Source organism: Niabella soli DSM 19437 (assembly GCF_000243115.2).
Lineage (GTDB): Bacteria > Bacteroidota > Bacteroidia > Chitinophagales > Chitinophagaceae > Niabella > Niabella soli.
On the sequence record NZ_CP007035.1, the window covers coordinates 19412 to 43955 of the forward strand.

Here is a 24544-nt window from a genome sequence, read left to right on the forward strand (position 1 = left end):
AGGATTATAATAATTTTCAAATCAAATTAAATAACTATGAAGAAGTTATATGTAAGTGGAGCTCTTTTACTGGCAACCTTTTTTTCATTTGCGCAGCAAAGAGATCCAAAGGCGAAGGCAATACTGGATGAAGTGAGCACTAAGTTTAAAACCTACCAAACTGTTTCAGCTAATTTTGCTTATTCCATACAAAATGCGCAGGGAAAAGTATTGTCAAAGAAGAGCGGTACGGTGAATATGAAGGGGCAAAAGTTCAATATATCCTTCGGCAATAATAAGATCATCAGTGATGGTACTACCATCTGGAACTATGACCCCTCCTCAAAAGAAGTAACGGTAAATACTGCAAATAAATCGGAGAGTACCATTACTCCGCAGAAATTGTTTACTGATTTTTATAACAAGGACTTTATGTACGTAATGGGAAATGATTCGAAGATTGGCAGTAAAACCGTTACCAATATCATTATGCAGCCCATCGATAAAAATAAGCCGTTCAGCCGTCTATATCTTGCAATTGATAAGGCCGCCAAAACAGTAGTGGGCACCACAGTGGTTGAAAAAGGCGGTAACCGGTATGTGTATATGATCAGCAGCCTGAAACCAAATGTACCGATGCCGGATACCCAATTCACCTTTGATAAAGCAAAATATCCCGGTGTGGAAGTGGTGGATTTGAGGTAAGCATTTATAGATAAATAATTGTGGGGGCCTGTTTTCAGGCCCCTTTTTCAGAGCTAAAATTTATTTCATGATCAATTTTGATTTAAACGGGAAGGTGATTGTAGTAACCGGCGGCACCGGTATTTTAGGTAAAGCCTTTGTGGATGGAATTGCGGAGGCCGGAGGAATACCGGTCATCATGGGTAGAAATGAAGCCGTTGCCCAGGAGCGGGAGGCGGCCGTCAAAGCCAAAGGAGGCAAGGCGCTGGCCCTTATTGCCGATGTAACAAATGAGCAGGAGTTGCTTGAGGGAAGAGACCGGGTACTGGATGCGTTTGGTACCATTGACGGATTGGTGAATGCTGCGGGCGGCAATATGAAAAAAGCGGTTATCCAAAAAAATATGGACATTTTTGACCTGGATATTCCCGCGCTACAGGCGGTAATGAACCTCAACCTGTTTGGAACCATTCTTCCTACCCAGGTTTTTGGAAAAGTGCTTGCAGAAAAAGGCGGCGGCAGCATTGTAAATATTTCTTCCATGGCCGCACAGCGTGCAATTACAAGAGTGCTGGGCTATAGCCTTGCCAAAAGTGCGATTGACAATTATACCAAATGGTTCTCTATGGAGCTGGGCAATCGTTACGGTGATGCGATCCGCATGAACGCTATTGCTCCGGGATTTTTCCTGACGGAACAGAACCGGGAACTGCTTACCAATGCTGACGGATCCTATACAGAGCGGGGCAATTTGGTGGTGCAGCATACACCGTTTAAACGGTTTGGACATCCTGAAGAATTGACTGGCGCACTGATCTGGTTGCTGAGCGATGCCTCAAAATTTGTAACCGGAACCGTAGTAAATGTAGATGGCGGTTTTGCTATTTTCAGCGGGGTATAGATACATCTTCAAAGAAGCATAGTTTTTTGCCACTAATGCACGAATATGCGCCAGCGGCACCTATTGTTTTGTGCCTATTTTTGGAAGAAGCAATACCAGATAATTTATTCGTGAATGCTGTACAACTAAGTCGTTTAAGCTGATTTTAAATTGCATAAGCACAGAAATCACAGTGTCTAAAGCAGCATGAATTAGGGATGACTAATTTTTTTGGCCCGCAGATTTACGCATCCCGATAAATCGGGAGCCAATGGCGCGGCGCGGATTACCCTTCATTCTTCTGCGAAAGTCTGCTTCCGATAAATCGGAATGCGGAGACCTTTGACCCGTTGATCTGCAGGGGTCATTTTCGTTGTATACTTAAATCATCCAGCAACACAGAACGATGGAATTTGTGGCGATTTTTAAATTTGCCGCGTCTTTGCTCCTCCGCGTCGTTGCTAGAAATTTAACCGCGAAGGCGTCGGTGTCGATCTGTGTTTCTGCGGCTTTTTATTCCAAGAAAATTATCATTTATATTCTGAAAACAAAAGAGGCCGGATGAAATCCAGCCTCTTTTGTTATATAACCTTTGTTAAAATGACTAACGCATAAATAACAGCTCTCTGTACTTAGACAGATACCATTCCTTGTCGTCAACCAGTAATTCCAGTTTGTCAACATGGTAACGGATCTGATCGAAGAACGCCGCTTTTACCTGGCTTTCATAAGCGATGGCCTTTGTGCGGGTATCCTCAATAGCGTTGCAGATCTTCCTGGCTTCGATCATTTTCTCTACCAGATCACCGGCTTTATTGATGTGCTCGGAAATTTTGTTCAGGATCTGTTTCTGACTGGCATAAGCTGATTCAGGCAATCCGGCTTCTTTCAGCCCGCGGATATTCTGGCTTAGCAATGTCTGGTAACGGATCGCCGGGGGAAGAATGAGGCTGGTGGCCATTTCGCCCATGATACGGCCTTCGATCTGCACTTTTTTGATATATTTTTCCAGCTCAATCTCGTGTCTTGCTTCCAATTCTGCGTGGGAGTAAATACCGTTGCTAACAAACAGCTTTGTATTTTTCTCACTCACCATTGCATCCAGTGCAATCGGGGTGGTCTTTAAATTGGGCAGGCCGCGTTTTTCTGCTTCTTTTTCCCAGGCTTCGCTATAGCCATCGCCTTCAAAAAGGATCTTTTCGCTGGAGATGATATATTCGCGGATCACCTGCATGATCGCGATCTCTTTCTTTTCGCCTTTTTCGATCAGCGCGTCTACTTCTTTTTTAAACTGCTTTAAGGTTTGTGCCATGATGGTGTTTAAAACCGTCATCGGGTTAGCACAGTTGGCAGTAGAACCCACCGCTCTGAATTCGAATTTATTACCGGTAAACGCAAAAGGAGAGGTACGGTTACGGTCAGTATTGTCCTGGAATAATTCCGGAATAGTTTTATGAATATCCAGTTTCAGCATGCTTTCATCCTGCTCATCCATTTTGTCGGATACGCGGTCTTTCACCTCGTTCAGCACCTTGGTAAGATATTCCCCAATAAACACGGAAATAATTGCGGGCGGCGCTTCATTGGCGCCCAAACGGTGATCGTTAGGGGCAGAAGCGATGGATGCTCGTAAAACATCAGCATAATCATGAACCGCTTTAATGGTATTTACAAAGAAAGTAAGGAACATTAAATTGGTCTTGGGCGTTTTGCCGGGCGCTAAAAGATTCACACCCGTATCGGTTGCCAGGCTCCAGTTATTATGCTTGCCACTTCCGTTCACCCCCGCAAATGGTTTTTCATGAAACAGCACGCGCAGGCCGTGACGGGGCGCAATGCGGCTCATAGTGTCCATCAGCAGCGTGTTATGATCCACTGCTAAATTGATCTCTTCATAAATAGGGGCGCACTCAAATTGTGCGGGCGCCACCTCGTTATGCCGTGTACGCAAAGGAATGCCCAGTTTGTAACATTCGTTTTCAAAATCACGCATAAAAGCATAAACCCTTTCAGGGATAGCGCCAAAATAGTGATCTTCCAACTGCTGGTTTTTAGCAGAATTGTGCCCGTAAACCGTTCTGCCGGTCATTACCAGGTCCGGACGTGCATTAAACAGTCCTTCATCTACAACAAAATATTCCTGTTCCCAGCCCAGGGTAGCGTTAACTTTTTCAACATTGCGGTCGAAATAATTGCAAACATCTACTGCTGCTTTATTTAAGGCGTCGATGGACTTTAAGAGTGGCGCTTTATAATCTAATGATTCACCGGTGTAGGATATAAAAATAGTGGGGATGCAGAGGGTGCGTCCGTAGCCGATTTCCACAATGAAGGGGGGCGACGAAGGGTCCCATGCGGTATAGCCGCGTGCTTCAAAGGTGGCTCTTAATCCGCCATTGGGGAAGGAAGAGGCATCGGGCTCTTGCTGAATTAACGCTCCGCCGTCAAATTCTTCGATAGGGGTGCCATCGCCTTTTAAGGTAAAGAACGAATCATGCTTTTCGGCAGTGGTTCCGGTTAAGGGTTGAAACCAGTGGGTATAGTGTGTTACCCCTTTCGCTTCTGCCCAGGCGCGCATGCCTGTAGCGATCTGGTTGGCCACATTGCGGTCAATTTTCTGACCGGCATTAATGGAGGCTTTTAAACTTTTATAAGCTTCATCGCTTAAAAACTTCCTGGCAGTTGTCAGATTAAAAACATGCGATCCGAAAACTTCGGTAATCTTTGGAGTGATTTTGCCCACATCGGTATTGTATGTGTGCAACTCGGCGATTGCGTTAAATCTTAATGACATTTAAAAATATTTTTTGCAAAAATAAATGAAAATTGATATTTGATGAGTATATATTTTCTATTTTTTGATTTTTTATTAAATAAATTTTGAATAAATTGTATGAATTAATTGTTTTTAAGCATAAATAAATATATTATTAATATTTATTATGTAACTGCACGCTCATTTTAATAACCGTGCAGTCTTGCAAAGACGGCAAGCATTATAGCGGAGGTATTAACAGGAATAAATATACTCATAAATTTCGGATAGAACTGCCTTGCCAGCGCTTTTGTGATGTAATGGTTTAACGACAGGACGCCATAGCGCGGGAATAGAATTTCAGAAAGCGGTAATCTGTAGCGGAACCGTCGTTTCGGCGAGCATTTCTGAAAGAAAGCGAGGAGAAATCTAGTAGTTAAAGAACAGGATTTCTTACCCACCGGGCATCGGGTTCAAAATGATGGGGGAATGGTCTTGCGTTCCGGCGGTCAGGATAATTGCTGTGCAGCCAAAAAATGTTCATATAAACGGAGTTGTTTTGTAAATTCGCTGCGATTTTTAAACTACTACATAAAATCAGCTATATATTATAATGGAGATAACTGTAAAAACCGCGGAGCAGCTGCGTTTAACAAAAGAAGAGTTTGAGTTGATAAAAGAAAAACTGGGCCGTACCCCTAATTTTAATGAGTTATGTGCTTTCTCCGCCATGTGGAGCGAGCATTGCAGTTATAAAAACTCTATTAAATGGCTGAAAACGCTTCCGCGCGACGGTGGCCGGATGCTGGTAGCGGCAGGGGAGGAAAACGCGGGGCTGATGGATATCGGCGATGGATTAGGCGTTGTGTTCAAAATAGAATCACATAACCACCCCTCGGCTTTAGAGCCCTTCCAGGGAGCGGCAACAGGGGTGGGCGGTATTCACCGCGATATTTTTACTATGGGAGCACGTCCGATAGCGGCCTTGAACTCGCTGCGGTTTGGAAAGTTGCATGAAGCAAAAACGCAGCATTTACTAGCCGGGGTGGTGCATGGTATCGGTCATTATGGTAACTGTTTTGGAGTGCCAACGGTAGGAGGAGAAATTTACTTTGATCAATGTTATCATACGAACCCGCTGGTGAACGCCATGAGCGTGGGTATTGTAAATGCTGGTGAAACGGTTTCTGCTACTGCGGAGGGAACCGGCAACCCGGTGATCTTCGTGGGAAGCGCTACCGGGAAAGATGGTATCGGCGGGGCGTCCTTTGCTTCTGCGGATATTACTTCAGAAAGTGTGCAGGAATTGCCTGCCGTTCAGGTGGGCGACCCCTTCCAGGAAAAGAAATTACTGGAAGCCTGCCTGGAAGTGATCCAGACCGGCGCGGTTGTGGGGATGCAGGACATGGGCGCTGCGGGCATTATTTGCTCCACAGCGGAGATGAGCGCAAAAGGCGGCGTGGGTATGCGCATCGACCTGGATAAAGTGCCTACCCGCCAAAAAGATATGAAGGCCTGGGAATTGTTATTGAGCGAAAGCCAGGAGCGCATGTTGTTGGTGGCCGAAAAAGGAAAAGAAGCTGAAGTGATCGCCGTTTTTGAAAAATGGGATCTTCCGGCGTCTGTGATCGGAACCGTAACCGATAATGGGCTGCTTGATTTTTATATGAACGGTCAGTTGGAAGCCTCACTGCCTGCTGAAGAGCTGGTATTGGGTGGCGGCGCTCCGCAATATGATCGTGAATACAAAGAGCCCGCCTATTTAAAAAAGATTGGTGCATTTAACGGGGCCTCCATTCATCAATCCGAAGAGCTGAAAGCGGTGGCCGAACAGCTTATTACATTGCCTTCCATTGCTTCCAAACGCTGGATCTATAATCAGTACGACAGTATGGTGGGAACGGTAAATACTTCTACTAATGAACCGGGCGATGCAGCGGTGGTAACGATAAAAGGAACAAAAAAAGGATTGGCGATTACCACAGACTGCAACAGCCGTTATGTATATGCAGATCCTTACAAAGGCGCTATGATCGCTGTAAGCGAAGCAGCCCGTAATTTGGTATGCAGTGGGGCGCAGCCGTTGGGCGTTACCAATTGTTTGAATTTTGGTAACCCTTATGACCCCGAAGTGTACTGGCAATTTGTTAATGCGATCAAAGGGATGGGGGATGCCTGTCGTAAATTTGATACGCCGGTTACGGGCGGCAATGTGAGCTTCTACAATCAGAATCCTGATGGTCCTGTAAATCCTACACCTACCATTGGCATGGTGGGATTATTGGAAGATCTGAATAATAAGATGACCCTCGATTTCAAAAACGAAGGCGCTATGATCTATGTGCTCGGGAAACAGTCTGACGACCTGGGCAGCTCAGAGTATGTGTATCATGTGCAGGGCATCACGCACTCAGCGGCTCCTTATTTTGAACTGGAAGAAGAGTTTGCATTACAGCAGGCTTTGGCAAAACTGATCAGTAATAAAACGATTTTATCAGCCCATGACATCGCCGAAGGGGGCTTGTTTATAACCCTGGTGGAAAGTGGCTTTAACCGGGGTCTGGGATTTGACATCAACACCAATCCTTCCTTAAGGAAAGATGCAGCGTTGTTTGGCGAAGCCCAAAGCCGGGTGGTGATCAGCGTTGCAGCGGATAAAACCGCCCAATTTGAAAAGGAAGCCGGTGTTGTTTTTGAAAAGATCGGAACGGTTACCTCCGGTGCAATCCGTATTAACGGGGAAGATTGGGGAACCATCGCCGGATGGCAAACTAAATACGATACTGCTATTGAATCCTTTCTTGCTAAGGAATCAGCGGCTGAAGCTATGGGCGGATTGTAATACACTATTTTGATCGTTGTATACAAAGGGGGCTTTTCACACTAATGTGGAAGGCCCCCTTTTCACATGATTTTCATAATCCGGAATGACCTTTGTGGTCGGCGTATTTAAAACGTTGGCATCAAACATGAGCACATATTCCAAACTGCTGGCCCTGGTATTATTTACTCTTGTATTTTTTTCCGGGGTAAACGCCCAGGAGGATAAAAAGACGACAGTTACAGTCGGCGTCAATTATCAAAACAACCTGCAATACCTGGGGCGTGTGGACTCTGTTAAAACCCCGCTGATCGTTCCCAATGCACGGTTATCACTTAAGAATGGATTGTATGCGGAAGCGGACGGCTACCTGGATTTGCATAGCGGTAAACTGGATGGGGGCTATATTGCGGTGGGGTATGAGCTTTCAAAAGATAAATGGGGAATGGGCGTTGGCGTAAGTAAATATTTTTTTGACGCATCCAGCAATATTGTAAAATCGGATATCAGCACCGCACTGGAGGGATATTTTTATCGTGATTTTAATGCGGTTACTTTTAATATAGAGCCCTCGTACAACTTTGGCGATGCCAATGATTTTGTGTTGGGTACCGGTTTGTCCAAAGACATAGAATTTGGCGATAGCGAAGGCAAATTCCTCCTTACGCCCAAATTGTACCTATGGCTGGGTTCGCAAAACTTCGTGGAGGAGCATTATCTGCGGAAAGGAAACGGCAAGGGCAGGGGTAACGGCGGAACAACCGTTACTTCGTCTGACATTAACAAATTTACCCTGATGTCGGTTGAGGCCAGTTTGCCCTTTAGTTACACCATTCATAAGAAATTTAAATTGCTGGCAGAACCTTTACTGGCCTTTCCGCAAAACTACAAAATGTTAGGCGGCTATTACGCCTCATCTGCATACCCGAACCCCATCTTCATTATAAAAGCCGGTGTGGCATATATTTTTTAAATTATAGCTACCGGCGGTGCATTATGCCCATAGTTTTCCGGGGGTGACGCTGAAAAGTAATTTTTTGTCCTCGGGATGCGCAGATCCACGCCCCACTCAGTGGTTCTGTGTTTCAGTGGCTTTTTGGTCAGCCACAGGGCCTCCTGCATGCGTCATTTGCGGCCCGCCTACTTACCCGGTCCTTTGTGTTTTGCCCAAATACGTTTATTTTAGAGCCTCAAATTTATTTTATGTCTGAAAGAATAGCCATTATTGGCGGAGGAAACCTTGGCACTGCGATAGCCGAAGGATTAATAAAAAGCAGGTTTTGCAAACCCGACGCTATTACCATAACGAAAAGGAACCCGGCTACGCTAAAAGAATTAGAGAAAAAAGGCGTAACGATAACGGCCGATAATACAACAGCAGTAAAACAAAGTGACCTGGTCATTTTAGCGGTGAAACCCTTCCAGGTGGCTGCTGTAATTGAAGGGTTCAAAAAACAACTGACGGCCAAACATACTATTGTGTCGGTAATTACGGGTGTGTCGCTATCGGATTTGCAGGAGATGGTAAAAAAGAGCCTGCCACTGTTCCGGGCCATGCCCAATACGGCTATTGCCATCCAGGAAAGCATTACCTGTATCAGCTATAGTAATGCAACGGAACAACAAGCTTCCTTTGTAGTGGATATGTTTAATACCCTCGGCAAGGTAGCGCTGATCGACGAAAAGCTGATGGATGCCGCTACGGTGCTGGGTGCCTGCGGAACGGCCTATGCCATGCGTTATATCCGCGCCAATATACAGGCAGGTATCGAAATAGGGTTTGATGCAAAGACCGCCAGTCTTATTGCCGCGCAAACGGTAAAGGGTGCGGCGGAATTGTTATTGAAAAACGGAAGCCATCCGGAGCAGGAAATTGATAAGGTAACTACCCCCAAAGGCTGTACCATTGTGGGGTTGAATGAAATGGAGCACCGCGGGTTTAGTTCTTCATTGATCCGTGGGGTGATCGCGAGTTATAATAAAATAGCGAAAGATTAAGCAACGTGCCAACCGGCGCCCAGAGCATCATTATGGACTTAGAAGAGGCGTAGCCTCGGCTTAATGGGTTAACAAGGGACTTTAGTTCCTTGTTAACAGGTGCAGGACTAAACGCAGAGAGCCGTCGGCTCGGTCCATAAGTCGGTTTAACAACAGTACCGAAGCTATTGTTTTTTTAATAAAATGAATGCCACCTTATTATAATACAAAAATAGCAAAGGAATAAAGCTCCTTTGCTATTTTGTTATGAGGGGATGTTTTCTAATCTATTTCTTAAACGCTTCCGCTGCTTTTTTAAACAGCTCGGCCTGCTTTAGCAATGCATCTTTAGCCGTGCTGCTTGCCTTCGCAGCCGCCTGTGTTTTTGCCGCGCTCATGTTTTCATAAGCGGGAATTAACTGGGCGGTAAACAGGTTTTCAATTTTTAAACGTTTGGCTGCCGCTGCCAGATCTGCCAATCCTTTTTCTGTAATAGCGGGATTGGGATTTTTAAACAGGTAGCCAACGTAGGGTCCGATGATCGGGTAAGCTTTATTGGGCCGGGTAGCTGCAGCCAATGCCTCCGAGAAATGCGATTGATATTCATCCTTTGCATCTGTGCTGTAAAACTCAAATAAGGGCCGTTGAATATGTGCTTTTGTATCGGCGTCCATTTGCTTAATAGCGGCTGCGCCTTTTTCAGGAGCCAGTTTCGTCAATCCTGCCAGGCTGGCGCCAATAACATTGTATGATTGATCATGTATGCCGGCTTCCATCAACGGAATATAAGCCGCATTCCCCGTAAGCGCCAGTTTGGTGATGGCGGCGGCCCTCGCTGTTGTTTCTTTATCTGTCTTCGCTATGGTCAGTATTGCAGGGAGTACGGCATTTTTGATCTCAGCATTGGTGAGATCGATCGATTCAATGCTGATGGCGCGTATCTCAGCATCAGGATCTTTCAACATAGCAGCCAGTAATTGCTGCGCCTTAGGACTTTTATCTTTGCGGACAAAGTTGAGCGCGTTGATCCGGTTGGCAAAGGAGGGTGCATTTTTATATTGGAAGGCATAATCATCGACGGTTTTGTCTTCTTTTATTTCTCCGACAATGATCTTGTCCACATCGAAATCTACAAAATCGGGCTTGCCTGTGAGGTCAAAACTAAAATCCTGCTCCCTTTTATTGATGAGTATCGATTTTGTGATCTTATTCTTTCCAATATAATAATCCAGTTTTACCGGAAGTAAAAAAGTCTGCACCGAAGGGTCCTGTATTTGTTTAACATGCACCGTAGCTTTGCCGTTGCTATAATCATACTTTACATCTAATATGGGGTGGCCGCCATAATACCACCATTGGTTAAAATATTGGCTTAAGTCGCGACCGCTGACAGCCTCTAGCGCCAGGCGTAATTGTTGCGGTTCCCCGTTTTTATAGGCATTGTCCTGTAAATATTTCTGTAAGCCTTTATAAAAAGCAGCATCGCCCAGCAAATTCTTTAATGCGTAAAGAATGATGGATCCTTTTGAATAGGTAACGGCGTCAAATACTTCTTCCTTGTCGTTATAATAATAACGGGCTAACGCCGGGCTGATCCCGTTCTTTGTACCCCGCAGGTACGAGGTCAGTTTTTCATAGCGGGAACGATCCTCGGCTTCTTTGCCTTTGTCGTGCCCCCGCCAGATCACTTCGCCAAAAGTGGCGAAGCTTTCGTTCATAGTCAGGTTGCTCCAGCTTTCTGCAGTAACATAATCGCCAAACCACTGGTGAAACAGTTCATGCGCAATGGTTCCTTCCTGGTTACCGTCCAGCAGCTCCCGGCCGGTTTTTTGCACCTGTTCCCCATGCAGCGTTGCCGTAGTGTTTTCCATCGCGCCGGAAACATAATCCCGCACCACGATCTGCCCGTATTTTACCCAGGGAAAATCGACGCCCAGGGTTTTGCTGTAGAAGCTGATCATATCAGGCGTTTTGCCAAAGATCTGTTTGGCATACGGCGCGTATTTAGGCTCCAGGTAATAGCTGATCTCCTTGCCTCTCCAGGGGGTATCTTTGTATATTTTAAAATCGCCCACGGCCATCATAAATAAATACGGAGAGTGGGGTTGCTCCATTTTCCAGGTATCCGTACGGGTACCGTCTGCATTCTTTTTTTGCGCTGTCAGTTTTCCGTTGGATAATGTGGTGTATTTAGCCGGGACGGTCATGGATATTTCCTCCGTGGTCTTTTGATTCGGTTTATCGATGGTGGGGAACCATACGGAGTTGGATTCTGTTTCTCCTTGCGTCCAGATCTGTGTGGGTTTATCTTTTTCTGTTCCGTCAGGGTTAATAAAATACAGGCCTTTTGCATCGGTAATGGCGGCGCTGCCTTTTACTTTGAGGGCATCGGGCTTAGCAGTATATTCAATGTAAATAGTGTATTTTTCAGCATTGGAGTACTGCCGGTTCAGTTTGATGTGCAATAACTCGTTATCATAAATGTATTTTAACGGAGTGTTGGATTTCCCGTTTACGAGGGCAACGGTTTTAATGTCCATGCCTTTTGCATCCAGCGTAAGACTATCCGTAGGATAAAATTGAGGCTTCAGCGTTATCCATTCTTTCCCATAGAGATAGCGCTTGGCATAATCAAAACGGACGTCCAGCTTGGTATGCACCAGGTCGTTGACCTTGGTGGTGGTTGCCCGGTAGGTGGAATCCACACCCTTCGGAATGGTTTCAATAACCTGGGCTTTTAAGGGTTGCAGATAAGCAGTTGCGGCAAAAACAGCAACAAGCGGAGTTAGCAAATATTTATTCATCTGTTATTTATTTAGTGCGAAAGTAAGGCGGAAGCGGAGTTTTTAACAGCGATTTTTAGCCCCCGTTATTTTTGCGGTGCGATGGCGGGATGGACGGTCGCGTGCAATTCAACCGCGAAGGCGCGAAGACGCGGAGGTGTTTGTGTTCATCCGCGTCATCTTTCGCTGCGTCGCCGCGAGAAATTTAATCGCGAAAGCGTCTATTCCAATCCGTGAACCCAATAATAGCTCTCACAAACCGCTCAATATTTTTTTCTCACAGATTCTCGGATTTGCACAGATTTAAAAAAAACTTCTGCGAAAATCCGTGGGATCTGTGAGCCCTTTGGCCTTTTCATTGCGCCCTTGCCTCCTCGCGTCTTTGCGAGCAATACTGAGCTGCTTCGTTAGGCCGCTGCGTGAAATCCCATCGCGTAACATGAATTTTTTCTAAATCCGAAATTTCATATCTTTGCATGACCTCTCAAAGTTTTTCACTGAATTTTATTGGTCATAACGGCTTATTTTATTTTATCCGTGATAATTGTGTCTGAACATCGTTGGAACAGGTTGAATTTTTTCGTGAAATGATTCTTGTTAAAGTGTAATTTATTGATTTTAATATACCATTATGGCTAAGTATGTATTTGTAACCGGTGGAGTATCTTCATCGTTGGGAAAAGGAATTATTGCAGCGTCGCTGGCAAAGCTGTTGCAGGCAAGGGGACTGCGGGTTACGATACAAAAGTTTGATCCCTATATCAATATCGATCCGGGCACGCTCAACCCTTACGAGCATGGAGAATGTTATGTAACGGAGGATGGTGCGGAAACCGACCTGGACCTGGGGCATTACGAGCGTTTTCTGAACATTTTCACCTCCCAGGCAAATAATGTAACCACGGGGCGCATCTATCAAACGGTTATCAACAAAGAAAGGGAAGGGGCTTATCTGGGAAAAACGGTGCAGGTGGTGCCGCATATTACCAACGAGATCAAGCGCCGGATGATGGAACTGGGAACCACCGGTTTATATGATGTGGTGATCACCGAGATCGGGGGTACCATCGGTGATATTGAAAGCCTTCCGTTTGTGGAAGCCATCCGTCAATTACAATGGGAACTCCCGGATGAGGATACAGTAGTGATCCATCTTACCCTGATCCCTTATTTAAAAGCAGCAAAAGAGTTAAAAACAAAACCTACCCAGCACAGCGTACGGATGCTGAGCCAGGAGGGCGTAAGGCCGGATATTATCGTTTGCCGTACCGAAAAACCGCTGTCGCCGGAACTGCGCCGTAAAATCGCACAGTTTTGTAACGTACGCCAGGAGGCGGTTATAGAGTCGGCAGATCAGTCTACCATTTATGAAGTGCCAATGGCGATGCTGCGCGAAAAGTTGGATCTTACGGTGCTGAAGATCATGGGGATCACGGAATACCAGGAGCCGGAATTAACGAAATGGCGGGCTTTCCTGGATAAGTTGAAATATCCGAAATCAGTGGTGCGTATCGGGCTGATCGGTAAATATCTCGAATTGCAGGATGCCTATAAATCAATCCTGGAAGCCTTTGTACACGCCGGGGCCGTGAATGAATGTCAGGTGCAGATCGTAAATGTGCACAGTGAATACATCACCCCTGAAAATGTTGGAGAAAAGCTGGCGGGACTGGATGGTTTGCTGGTGGCGCCGGGTTTTGGTTTAAGAGGGGTGGAAGGCAAGATCACGGCAGTGCAGTTTGCGCGCGAAAACGGATTGCCGTTCTTTGGTATTTGCCTCGGAATGCAGATGGCTGCTATTGAATATGCGCGGAACGTACTCGGATTAAAGGGCGCCAACTCCACTGAAATGGATAAGGAGGCCGCAGACCCAGTGATCGACCTGATGGAAAGCCAGAAGAACATAACGGAAAAGGGCGGTACCATGCGCCTGGGGGCCTATGATTGCGAGCTGAAAGAAGGGTCGCTGGCGGCATCCATTTACGGCACACAACAGATAAGCGAACGCCACCGCCATCGCTGGGAGTTTAATAACCGTTACCTGGAAGCTTTTGAAAAAACAGGCATGATCACCAGTGGTAAAAACCCCGAAAGCGGTTTGGTAGAAGTGATTGAGTTACCCGCCCATCCGTTCTTTATCGGCGTTCAATTTCACCCCGAACTGAAAAGCACAGTGGAAAATCCGCATCCCATTTTCGTAAGGTTTGTGGGCGCCGCCCTGAGCCATGCCGCCGAGCATAGCGTGACGGTTAAAAAAAGTGATACGGTAAACGTTGATTTATAATTAATTATATATATATATTGTTGAAGGTCGCTCTCTGGTAGAGCGACTTTTTTTTATACCAAATCCCGTGCTTTATCCTATCTTTGCGGCCTCAAAAAATACATAGCAGTAATGAATTTCGACCGGAATACGATCATAGGGTTTGCAGTGTTAGCAGTGCTCTTTTTCTTTTATTTTTATTACAATAACCTGCAGCAGGGCCAATATCAAAAAGACCAGGCGCGGAAGGATTCCATCGCCAAAGCGGCGCTGCCTAAAGTGGATTCAGCTGCCTTGCGGTTAGATTCTTTGCGTGCAGACTCTCAGCGGCACGTTACCAGCGCAGGGCAATTTGTAAAGGCCGCCAACGGAGCAGAACAACTGGTATATGTTGAAAATAAAGTGTTCAAAATAGCTTTCACCAATAAAGGCGGGCAACCCAAATATGTAGAATTAAAGAATTTTAAAAATGCGCTGGACAGTCAGCACGTAAAGCTGGCCGGGTCCGATTTTAATAAGATCAGTTATGCAATCAATACTGCCGCTAATCAAAGCGCGCAGACCGGCGATCTTTATTTCAGCAACGGCACGGTTACACCGGGTCCCGATGGGTCGCAGATCGTAACTTTTGGATTAAAAGGCGGCGACAGTACGGCGACAAATTATGTAACGCATCAGTTTATTATTTACCCGGATGATTATAAGATCGATTTTAATATCACCCTGGCACAACCGGGCAGTTTATTGTCGCAGGGAACCCTGAATATGTTATGGCAATACGATGCTCAACAACAGGAGTCGGATATCGATTTTGAAAAGCAGAACACCCAGATCGGTTATATGCTGAACGGGGAATTCGATTACCATACTATCGGCCGGAAAGACCGTGTTGATTTTGATAAAAACGTCGGCTGGATCGGTGTACGGCAGCGCTTCTTTAATACCTTCCTTTGGGCCAAAGACCAATTCTCCGGTGGAAAAATGACCTGGTCGATTCCTACAAACGCCTCAGAACATGATATTGTAAAAACCGTTGCCACCATGCAATTGAAAGTGCCGGCGGGAAATGCCACCGCCACTGTGCCAATGAGCATCTATTACGGGCCGGCCGATTATAATATCCTGAAGAAATACGACAATGGTTTTAGTAAGCTGGTAAACCTGGGACAGGGCATGTACACTTTTGTACGCCCCTTGAACCAGTTCATCATTATCCCGGTTTTTAATTTTATGAAAAGCATCGTGGGTAGCTTTGGTCTCGTGATTGCCTTGCTGACCCTGGTGATCCGTTTGATCATTTCACCGCTGACGTATAAAAGCTACCTGAGCGGTGCGAAAATGAAAGTACTGCGCCCGGAAATTGCCGCCTTAAAAGAAAAATTTGGCGGCGACCAGCAGGCGATGAGCATGGAACAGATGAAACTGTTTCGTGAGGCAGGCGTGAATCCGTTGGGCGGATGTATACCCGCGCTATTCCAGATCCCCATCTTCTTTGCCTTGTATAGTTTCTTTAATTCGAGCGTGGATCTGAGAGGGGCCGCATTTTTATGGACACATGATCTTTCAGCGTTTGATGCGCCGATAAAATTTGGAATGAATATTCCTTTGATCGGTAGTCACCTGAGCTTATTCACTATTACCGCGGTGGTAACCAGTTTGCTGATCTCTATTTACAGCATGAGCATGACGCCGGATCAGAACAACCCGATGATGAAGTATATGCCGTACATTTTCCCGGTATTCCTTTTGTTTATTTTTAATAAGCTTCCATCGGCACTTACCTGGTACTATACCGTGTCCAATATTATTACGCTGGCACTGCAATTTGTAATACAGAATTACATCATCGATCATGATAAGATACTGGCCAATATGCAGGAAAACCGCAAGAAGCCCAAAACCAAGTCCAAATGGCAGGAGCGGCTGGAGCAGATGCAGGAGCAGCAAAAGCAAATGCAGGCACAACGTAAAAAGTAAAGAAATAGTTTTATAGTAAAAGGCGCGGATTGGGTTCGCGCCTTTTTTATGCTCCCGGCTTTTGTACTACTATTGGCTTCGTTGCGTCGCACGCTTCAGCGTCAGTATTACTATCAACAGATCGCTTAATAATGACCCGGAATCAATTTTATTAAGATGCGTAATCGTAATAATAAACCGGTATCCATTTTATTAAAATACTTGTGATGCTGATTGACTAATGGGGTATCGCTGCAGGATTAACTTATAGGCCGGGCCGATGGCTCTCTACTTTAGTTGCGCGCTTTTAACAAGAAACTAAAGTTCCTTGTTAACCCATTAAACCGAGGCTACGCCTCTTCAACGTTCACTGACTGGAGGTTTCAACTAGTTTAATCATGTACTCAATGTAACAGAAAGCCAGAGGCCCGCCCGGATGAACCGTTCGGACGGGCTTGCGTTCCTCAGGTAACTTCGGAATTTATTCCGAAGTAATGAGCCAAATATAGGGAATTGAGTGCCATCGGCACGATCCATTTCGAAAGCAACGCCAGGCCTGCTATTGCTCTTAGCTAACGAGCACCCCGCCTGCTTTGATCACAATGAAGGAGAACCCATAAGTCCATTATGATAATTTTGATACCGGTTCATTATAAGTGGTTTGTGAGAACACAAGCGATTGCTACATATCAGGAAATTGCTGAATAATGCCTTCGGCATTACCCATTTTTAGAATCATATATCATAATTGACCGTGCCGCATAGCGGCTACCCGTTGAAAGGGAATCGTGTTAATTTTGATGGCGGTTCAATATCAGTGTAAAAAGCAGTGCAATCAATAGCTGTAGCTACCGGCTGGGCAATGCCTCCGGTGCTACGCTTGCCAGGGGGGTGACCGGTGGATCATCATTTCGTGCAAAAGCAACCTTATCCAGATTATTTAACCGGAGGGTTTTGCCATAACGTTCCATATGGACGGAATGCAGTTTGTTGTTGTTGTATTTGACTGAAACAAAATCTTTTTCCGGATAAAGCGCCTGAAGCGGCTTCAGCTCTTTTTTGTCTGTTAATTCCATAACCAGCAAACCGTTGGCGGCGCGGGAGCCATAGATCGCCACTGATGCGGCATCCGTTAGAACTTCTATTTTTTTAAAGGAGGCGGTGCTGATAAACCAGCTAAGCGCCAGGTATTTTACGGGATCGGGGGTGGAATAATAATCGCCGTTCACTAAGTTTCCGTTAATGATGATCAGCGGGGCCGGAATGCCGGTTATTTTATTTTTCAGGCGTTCTGTTTCATTAGCCTGGAGCTTTTTTCGTTGTTCGCCGGTAAAGCCTACAACACAAACAGGTCGCTGAAAGGCAATAGCCGTGTCGCCGGTCAGCCGGTTGGCAATCATCTGTTGTTGTTGTTGCAGCGGCTGCCGGGCAAGGCTATCCATCCAGTAAGCATGGGCAGCCCTGTCTTTGGCGATAAACCGCTGCTGGGCACCGGCCGTAAACCAACCGGCTAAAAGCGGTATCAGCAGTAAGTATTTTGTCATTATTTCAAAAGGCAATTGGTGTCAAATTACGTAAAAAAATGAATAATACACGAATGGTTACCCCTCACCGGGTTTTTCGCCACGGATCATAATAGTGCCGGGTTTATTAGCGGGTGACAGGGCATTGGGGTCGTAATCTTTTGTAAAAATCTGGATCACTTTCAGGGTGCCATACGGAGGAGGCAGATAATTAAAGCCTTTTGAATACAATACTGCCGATTTAATATTGTTGGCATCCAGTTTTAATAAACCTGTATCCCCGACCGGCTTGTTGTTAATGATGAAAAGGCTCATTGTATCCAAAGGGATATTGTATTGAAGCAGAAGTGTCTTCAGTGGAACAAAGTTGTATTTGGAGGGTGCTTTTGTCTTTATTATCACAACCCCGTTTTGTGCAGCCGATCCGTAAATACTGGCAGATGCGGCGTCTTTTAAAACTGTAATAGATTGAATATCAACAGGATTAATACCCCCTAATTCTCGTCCAACAATAATGGAATCGATAACAAAAAGGGGCGCATTTGACGAATGCATGCCGGGCTGGGCATTGGTGGTACTAATACAACAGGCCGATAACAACAACAGCACTATAAATTTCATATGACCGTTTTTTATTGAAGATGTAGGTCATAGCAAATTTACATAAAAGACATCGCCACAGGCGATAGGATAATGATACGAGGCGGGGGACGCCTCGTATAGCCTTAGTCTCGTTCTTCTTGTTATGCTGCGAAAATCAGCGCCATCTGCGGGAAATTGCCTGATTGTCCTAATGCGCAAAATCTGCTTCGTACTTTCCTTTAATACGCTCTATCGGTGGGTTGTAATACCCGTATTTTAAATGGGGAAATTCTTCTTTTATCAGCTCCATCAATTGCTTTACGCCCATGCACTCGCCCGTATCACTTACATTAATCTTGCCCAGGTACCAGTCCGGATCAATATTAAAATTCCGCCACTGGATCATCTTCAGCCCGGTTTCTTTTATCAGTTTGCGCAGGGCTTCATATTCGGCAATACTATCTGTCATGCCCGGGAAAACAAAATAATTGATGGAGGTCCAGCCACCAAAACTATTTACTACTTTCAGACTTTCCACAATATCCTCAAACTGGTAATTGTTGGGGCGATAATACGGCATATAAATTTCGCTGCGGGCGCTGTTGGTGCTCACGCGAATAGAATTGAGGCCTGCTTCACACAAACGCTTTACGGCATCGGGTTTAGAGCCATTGGTGTTGATGTTGATGCTGCCTTTTTGTGTGTGTTTGCGGATCTCAATAATCGCTTTTTCAAGCGTCTCCCACATCAGCAGCGGTTCGCCTTCACAGCCTTGCCCAAAGCTGATAAGCGGATAAGGTGCTGTTTCCAGGTGGGGTACGGTAAACTCTACAATCTCTTCAACCGAAGGTTTAAAGCTCAGCCGGTCCTGTGTGGATACAATGGTTTCTTCATCGGGCTGCAGCGAGATACAACCCACACAGTTGGCATTGCACGCGGGTGAGGCCGGTACGGGACATTCCCAGCGGCCGATAAAATAGTTTCTTGCAGCAGGACAATGATAAGTAAGTGCACAATTGTTGGCAAGATGTTGCACCAGGCGGTTATGCGGGTAGGCCTGGGTGAGATGGGTTACCCCTGTTTGTACTTTATCCGCATCAAAACCCGCGCATTCCTGGCGGATGTCCTGTTCAATACGAACCGCGGGGACATAAAATTTATCGTTGTGCCAACCTACAGCCGTGTAACAAAACAGAGGCAGGGTAGGTGCGCCGGGTTTTGTTTCAAAGGCGGAGATATAAAAACCGGTATGGGCCGGGGGGATGAAGGCGGCTACCGCCCATCCTTTTTCACAAAGCCGCAGTTCACCTGTTTTTACATCAATGCCGATGCCCACTCGCTCCGGTAACTCATAGAGCGAGCCACCATCGGGCAGTTCGATCCATTCGGATACGGGAACAGGGAGCGCGTCCCAGCCACTGCGCCCTAAAGCATACAGGCTGGTATCTTCAAAAATAGTTCCGTTACCGTCAGAATATAAAAGATAAGGAGAAGTTGTTAAAGCCATGTGCGTATGATATAGTATTTATATTTCGCTTTTGAATAATGCCTGGGTTCATAGTCGATAGTCCATCGCCCATGGTCCATCGCCTAAGCCATTGACTATTGACTATTGACTATCGACCTTCTGCAAAATTCGTTAAATTCTGCCTCATTTACCGCCTGATCCTCTTCTTTTACCAGGTGCTGGTAAATTTTGTTGTTTTTAAGGTCAATGGTCAGAATATCGTCTTTTAAAATAAGATTGCTGACCTGGTCCCAGGGGATCTTTTTTGCTGGAAAAGAAGGATAGCTGACGCTATCTGCGGTAATAGAAATAACCAGTTGGCGACGGGAAACTAGGTACAGGAACCACAACAGCACATTTATCACAAATCCCCAGCCCATGGCATATTGGTACCAGCGAAATCCTAATATCAACATTATAATACCCAGCGATTGCAGCCTGTTTTTTTTACGAAGTAAATAGCGGTCCCATAATACCAACAGCAGGAGTAGCGCCCCGCAAATAACAACGCTGAAGGTAAAATTGGAACTGTTATGCCGGTAATCCAGGACCAGTTGGCCCAGCAGGTTTAAAAAGATAATGCAATAGGCAAAAACCTGGTAAATAAGAATACGTGCATTAGGAATGATAAAACGATAACCCATAGCGGGTGCTGTTATAGCGGCTTCCGGATTGTTATTTTGTTGTTCCTGGATCAATGAATACTATTTAGTTGTTGCTGGCAGCAAGCATGCTGCATAATTTATACAACACCCGCGCGCCAACGTTAGCATTCCAGTCTGTTTCGCCCACACCGATCTCAACGAGGTCAAAACCGATTAACTGCCGGCCGCTTTCCAGTATTTTTTTAAAAAGGAAAAACATGCGGTCCAGCTCAAAACCTCCCGGAACAGGGGTGCCGGTATCCGGGCATAATTTAGGATCCAGCCCGTCAATATCAAAGCTGATATGCACTTTTTGAGGCAATTTGCTTACGATCTCTTCAGCAATATTTCTAAAAGTATCCCCTTCATACTGGCGTTCTTTTATTTCCTTATCAAAATAAGTGATCACCCTGTAATCGCTGTTTTTAATATATTCCCACTCATCCTGGCCAAAATCTCTTACGCCTACCTGCACAATATTTTTAACTTCGGGAATTTCGTTGAGGGTATTGTACATAATGCTGGCGTGGGAATATACAAATCCCTCATAAGCCTTACGCAGGTCGCAATGTGCATCAATTTGCAGAATACCAAATTCGCCGTGCTTTTCCGCCAGTGCCTTGTACAGTCCCAGGGGGGTGCTGTGGTCGCCACCCAGCAGGCATACGAGCTTATGCTGATCAAAATATTTTTTTGCCTGTTCGTATACCCAGTTATTCAGGTACCCGCCGCCCTCGTTAACTTCTCTTATTGTGCGGCACATGAACTGGTTTTTAAACAAGGCCTCGCCTTTGGAAATATAATCGATGTATAATTCTGCCTCTTTGCGCAGGAAATCGCTTTTCAGTAAAACGGTCCGGTCGGTAGGCTGCAGGTAAAAGCCGCGTTTCCACATATCCGGATAATCGGGGTCATATAAATCTACCTGCATACTTGCTTTCAGGATACTTTCCGGCGCCCTTGCCGTACCGGCTCCATAACTTACGGTTACTTCCCAGGGCACATTAATAATGATAAGATCTGCATTTTCCTCAGTGCTGGGTAAACCGAAAACATTATTGTTGGGGTTAGCTACTCCGTTCTGATCAAAATTCGTTAAATCTAACATTGCTGACTCCTTGATTTTTTTGGAAGGCGCAAAGTTACGCGCTTTTTATCGCATCACACACTAATGAGTGTTTGTTTTAACGAAAGAAGGTATTGCCTATTCGTTATCAGATATTTGCTGTTAGCCGCAACAGGCGTTCCAGGTCAAACGATACGCGATAAACGTTAAATTTCACGATTGCATCGGAAATCCGATTCCATGACCTGAAATTGGTAACCTATAATTATTTCTTCAGCTTATCCTTAAACACTTTATGGAATTTATCCACTTTGGGGCGGATCACTATAGTACAATAAGGATTCTTGTTTTCATTATTATTAAAATAATTCTGGTGGTAATCCTCGGCAGGGTAAAAAATGGTGAAGGGTTTTATTTCGGTAACAATAGGATTGTCGAATGCGCCGCTTTTGTCCAGTTCGGTTTTGTAATGCTCCGCTTTTTGCTGCTGCTCCGCATTCCGATAATAAATGCCGCTGCGGTATTGGGTGCCAACATCGGCTCCCTGGCGGTTCAGGGTGGTAGGATCGTGGGTCTTCCAAAAGATCTCCAGCAATTCATCAAAAGAAATAACAGCGGGATCGTAAACGATCTGCAGGGCTTCCGCAAAGCCGGTAGTGCCGCTACATACCTGTTCATAAGTCGGGTTTTTTGTATGCCCGTCTGTATAACCACTAGTCACTGATTTTACGCCCTTAACGTCCTGGAAGATCGCTTCGGTACACCAAAAGCACCCGTTAGCAAAAGTTGCGGTATCTGTTTGTTGATTCATAGAAGAATTTTTTTCGGGCCCCGTAAAAACAACAGGACGCTCTTTTTTTTGTGCGCAGGCATTCAGGCCAATGCAAACCAATAGCGCTATGTGAATGAATTGTTTCACTTGAAATTATAAATTACTTGTTGCAAGGTACAAACTCTTGCGCTGAATTTAATACTACAATAGTATAACAAAGGAGCAGGTTGAAAAGTTTGGATATTGAAAGTTGGTTTGAGAAAGAAATCGAGCGTCATTCAAATTTTAGCCGGGCACAATACCTATTTTGTTAGATTTCGGGTGCAAACCGGAAGTCTCCGCTATTTGAATAAGATGCCTCCCCGCGGTCGGCATGACGGTAGCGAAAAATTGAATTGCGCCAGGGAATTTAAACATTAAAAATTATATTTGATCTTCATTCCTTTCAAAACATACAATACAATGAAACGGTTTCTTGGCGCGCTGCTATTTATGAGTGCAGTCCATTTTGCAAATGGACAAAATCAGGTTGTGAAAATTATTCCCGAACCGGTATCTGTTCAGCAGGCCAACGGTAATTTTTTATGGGATAAAACTGTGGTCACACGGGTAGAAGGAAATAATGCGGATCTTTCGCAAACCATTGCTTTTTTTCTGAAACAGATCAATACCGTTTGCGGAACCAAAAATACGGTGCAAAAATCAGCGGCGCCCGGTAAAAAAGAATTTATTATTGTTTTGAATCCGGCAGAAGATAATACCATTGGTGCTGAAGGTTATGTTTTAAAGGTGGAGCCCAATAAGATAAAACTCAGTGCAAACAAGCCATCGGGTATTTTTTATGGCTTGCAAACACTGATGCAATTATTTCCTCCCGGTGCGTCAGGCGCTGCTTTTGTAAAAAACTCCTTCCAGGTACCCTGCGTTGCCATTACCGATTACCCGCGTTTTGGCTGGCGCGGGTTGATGCTGGATGTAAGCCGTCACTTTTTTAGTAAAGAAGACGTAGAACGATACATTGATGAAATGGCGAAGTATAAATACAATGTTTTTCACTGGCACCTGAGCGATGACCAGGGCTGGAGGATAGAAATAAAAAGTCTGCCCAATCTCACAAAAACGGGCGCCTGGGGCGTGCCGCGCACCGGCCGGTGGAACAGCTTCGCGCTGCCGCAGCCTGGTGAAAAAGCTACGCAGGGGGGCTTTTATACCCAGGAAGACATCCGGGAAATTGTACGGTATGCACAGGAGCGTTTTATAACCATCGTTCCGGAAATCGATGTGCCGGCGCACAGCCTGGCGCTGATCGCTTCGTACCCCGGATTGTCCTGCACCCAGCAGCAATATGCTGTAAACTCCGGATGGTCCTTTTATAAGAAAGATGATAATGTTTTATGTGTGGGCAATGATTCCGTGTTCCTGATGCTGGATAAGATCTTTACTGAACTGGCACAATTGTTCCCCGGAAAATATATTCATGTGGGCGGCGATGAGGCTTATAAAGGTTTTTGGGAAAAATGCCCCAAATGTCAGCGGCGGATGCAGGAGGAGCATTTAAAGAATGTAGAGGAACTGCAAAGCTATTTTGTAAAACGCATGGAAAAGATGTTGCTGTCCAAAGGGAAAAAGCTCATCGGTTGGGATGAGATATTGGAGGGCGGACTGGCACCAGAAGCAACGGTAATGAGCTGGCGGGGCATTAAAGGCGGCATCCAGGCGGCTAAACAAGGTCATCATGTGGTAATGTCGCCCTGGGATAATTGTTACCTCGATCTGTACCAGGGCGATCCCGCTGCAGAGCCTCCTACCTATGGGCTGTGCCGATTGAGCGCTTCTTATAATTACGAACCGGTGCCGGATAGCGTGGATGCAAAGTATATCCTGGGCGGCCAGGGCAATTTGTGGAGTGAGAGTGTTTATGATATCCGCCATGCGGAATATATGACCTGGCCCCGGGCACTGGCCCTGGCGGAAGTATTTTGGAGCCCGAAATCAAAAAAGAACTGGGAGGGGTTTATTGGCAGGCTGGAAGCACAGTTTCCCCGTATGGATGCGGCGCACATAAAGTACGCCCGCAGTGTTTACGATCCGGTCATAACGGCGCAAAAGGCGGAGAATGCAGATTCACTGCAGGTACAGTTGGCTACAGAAATAAAAGGGCTGGATATTTATTACACTTTTGACGAATCGAACCCGGATAATTTTTATCCAAAATATAGTGGTACGCCGCTGGTTTTTCCCGCCGGTGCTTCCGATTTAAAACTGATCACCTGTCGTGGAGGAACGCCGGTCGGAAAGCAGATTACGGTTTCAAAAGCAGATTTGCGGAAACGATTGAAAAAATAAATCTCA

Annotated in this window: 16 protein-coding genes; 8 read left to right on the top strand and 8 right to left on the bottom strand. The window is 45.5% G+C overall.

The annotated features are described in order from the left end of the window. Positions 1-36: 36 nt before the first annotated feature. Both NIASO_RS00080 and NIASO_RS00085 read left to right on the top strand, forming a co-directional pair. Entirely contained in the window at positions 37-684 is a 648-nt protein-coding gene (locus NIASO_RS00080) for a LolA family protein (protein WP_008582379.1), read from the top strand. Between the two features lie 67 nt (positions 685-751). Continuing rightward, a complete protein-coding gene (locus NIASO_RS00085; RefSeq protein WP_008582377.1) occupies positions 752-1564 on the top strand; it encodes an SDR family oxidoreductase in 813 nt (270 codons plus the stop codon). A gap of 583 nt (positions 1565-2147) precedes the next feature. Here NIASO_RS00085 and NIASO_RS00090 read toward each other — a convergent pair. Further along, a complete protein-coding gene (locus NIASO_RS00090; RefSeq protein WP_008582375.1) occupies positions 2148-4337 on the bottom strand; it encodes a glutamine synthetase III family protein in 2190 nt (729 codons plus the stop codon). A 574-nt stretch (positions 4338-4911) separates the two neighbouring features. Between NIASO_RS00090 and purL the strand changes: the two genes are divergently transcribed. The 3 genes from purL to proC all read left to right on the top strand — a co-directional run bounded on the left by purL (position 4912) and on the right by proC (position 9117). Further along, positions 4912-7140: a phosphoribosylformylglycinamidine synthase subunit PurL gene (gene purL / locus NIASO_RS00095; protein WP_008582374.1), complete on the top strand. Its 2229-nt coding sequence runs from the start codon at positions 4912-4914 to the stop codon at positions 7138-7140. Positions 7141-7267: 127 nt separating this feature from the next. After that, positions 7268-8092 (top strand): hypothetical protein, encoded by an 825-nt coding sequence (locus NIASO_RS00100; protein ID WP_044046239.1) that lies wholly within the window; start codon positions 7268-7270, stop codon positions 8090-8092. A gap of 230 nt (positions 8093-8322) precedes the next feature. Beyond that, positions 8323-9117 (top strand): pyrroline-5-carboxylate reductase, encoded by a 795-nt coding sequence (gene proC, locus NIASO_RS00105; RefSeq protein ID WP_008582371.1) that lies wholly within the window; start codon positions 8323-8325, stop codon positions 9115-9117. 266 nt (positions 9118-9383) lie between these two features. Here proC and NIASO_RS00110 read toward each other — a convergent pair whose 3' ends face one another. Then, a complete protein-coding gene (locus NIASO_RS00110; RefSeq protein ID WP_008582369.1) occupies positions 9384-11900 on the bottom strand; it encodes a M1 family metallopeptidase in 2517 nt (838 codons plus the stop codon). Between the two features lie 610 nt (positions 11901-12510). Between NIASO_RS00110 and NIASO_RS00115 the strand changes: the two genes are divergently transcribed. Next, complete coding sequence (locus tag NIASO_RS00115) at positions 12511-14163, top strand: CTP synthase (protein ID WP_008582366.1); 1653 nt, start codon at positions 12511-12513, stop codon at positions 14161-14163. Positions 14164-14274: 111 nt separating this feature from the next. Then, positions 14275-16119: a membrane protein insertase YidC gene (yidC, locus tag NIASO_RS00120; RefSeq protein WP_008582365.1), complete on the top strand. Its 1845-nt coding sequence runs from the start codon at positions 14275-14277 to the stop codon at positions 16117-16119. A gap of 827 nt (positions 16120-16946) precedes the next feature. On the opposite strand, the gene NIASO_RS00125 is transcribed toward yidC, so the two are convergent. The 6 genes from NIASO_RS00125 to msrA all read right to left on the bottom strand — a co-directional run bounded on the left by NIASO_RS00125 (position 16947) and on the right by msrA (position 22231). Further along, on the bottom strand, positions 16947-17642 hold the full coding sequence (locus NIASO_RS00125; RefSeq protein ID WP_008582363.1) for a SusC/RagA family TonB-linked outer membrane protein: 696 nt from the start codon (positions 17640-17642) through the stop codon (positions 16947-16949). Positions 17643-17699: 57 nt separating this feature from the next. Beyond that, a complete protein-coding gene (locus NIASO_RS00130; RefSeq protein WP_008582362.1) occupies positions 17700-18242 on the bottom strand; it encodes a TonB-dependent receptor plug domain-containing protein in 543 nt (180 codons plus the stop codon). A gap of 169 nt (positions 18243-18411) precedes the next feature. Further along, a complete protein-coding gene (locus NIASO_RS00135) occupies positions 18412-19710 on the bottom strand; it encodes a radical SAM protein (protein WP_008582359.1) in 1299 nt (432 codons plus the stop codon). Positions 19711-19805: 95 nt separating this feature from the next. After that, positions 19806-20408 carry a hypothetical protein gene (locus NIASO_RS00140; RefSeq protein ID WP_008582357.1) on the bottom strand — a complete coding sequence of 201 codons (603 nt, stop codon included), beginning with the start codon at positions 20406-20408 and terminating at the stop codon, positions 19806-19808. Between the two features lie 10 nt (positions 20409-20418). After that, positions 20419-21462, bottom strand: coding sequence for an agmatinase family protein (locus tag NIASO_RS00145; RefSeq protein ID WP_008582355.1), 1044 nt, complete (start codon positions 21460-21462; stop codon positions 20419-20421). A 223-nt stretch (positions 21463-21685) separates the two neighbouring features. After that, positions 21686-22231 carry a peptide-methionine (S)-S-oxide reductase MsrA gene (msrA, locus tag NIASO_RS00150; RefSeq protein ID WP_008582353.1) on the bottom strand — a complete coding sequence of 182 codons (546 nt, stop codon included), beginning with the start codon at positions 22229-22231 and terminating at the stop codon, positions 21686-21688. A 423-nt stretch (positions 22232-22654) separates the two neighbouring features. Here msrA and NIASO_RS00155 point away from each other — a divergent pair, with 423 nt between their 5' ends. After that, the gene (locus NIASO_RS00155) at positions 22655-24538 is read left to right on the top strand and encodes a beta-N-acetylhexosaminidase (RefSeq protein WP_008582351.1); all 1884 of its coding nucleotides are present in this window, start codon (positions 22655-22657) and stop codon (positions 24536-24538) included. Positions 24539-24544: the final 6 nt, after the last annotated feature.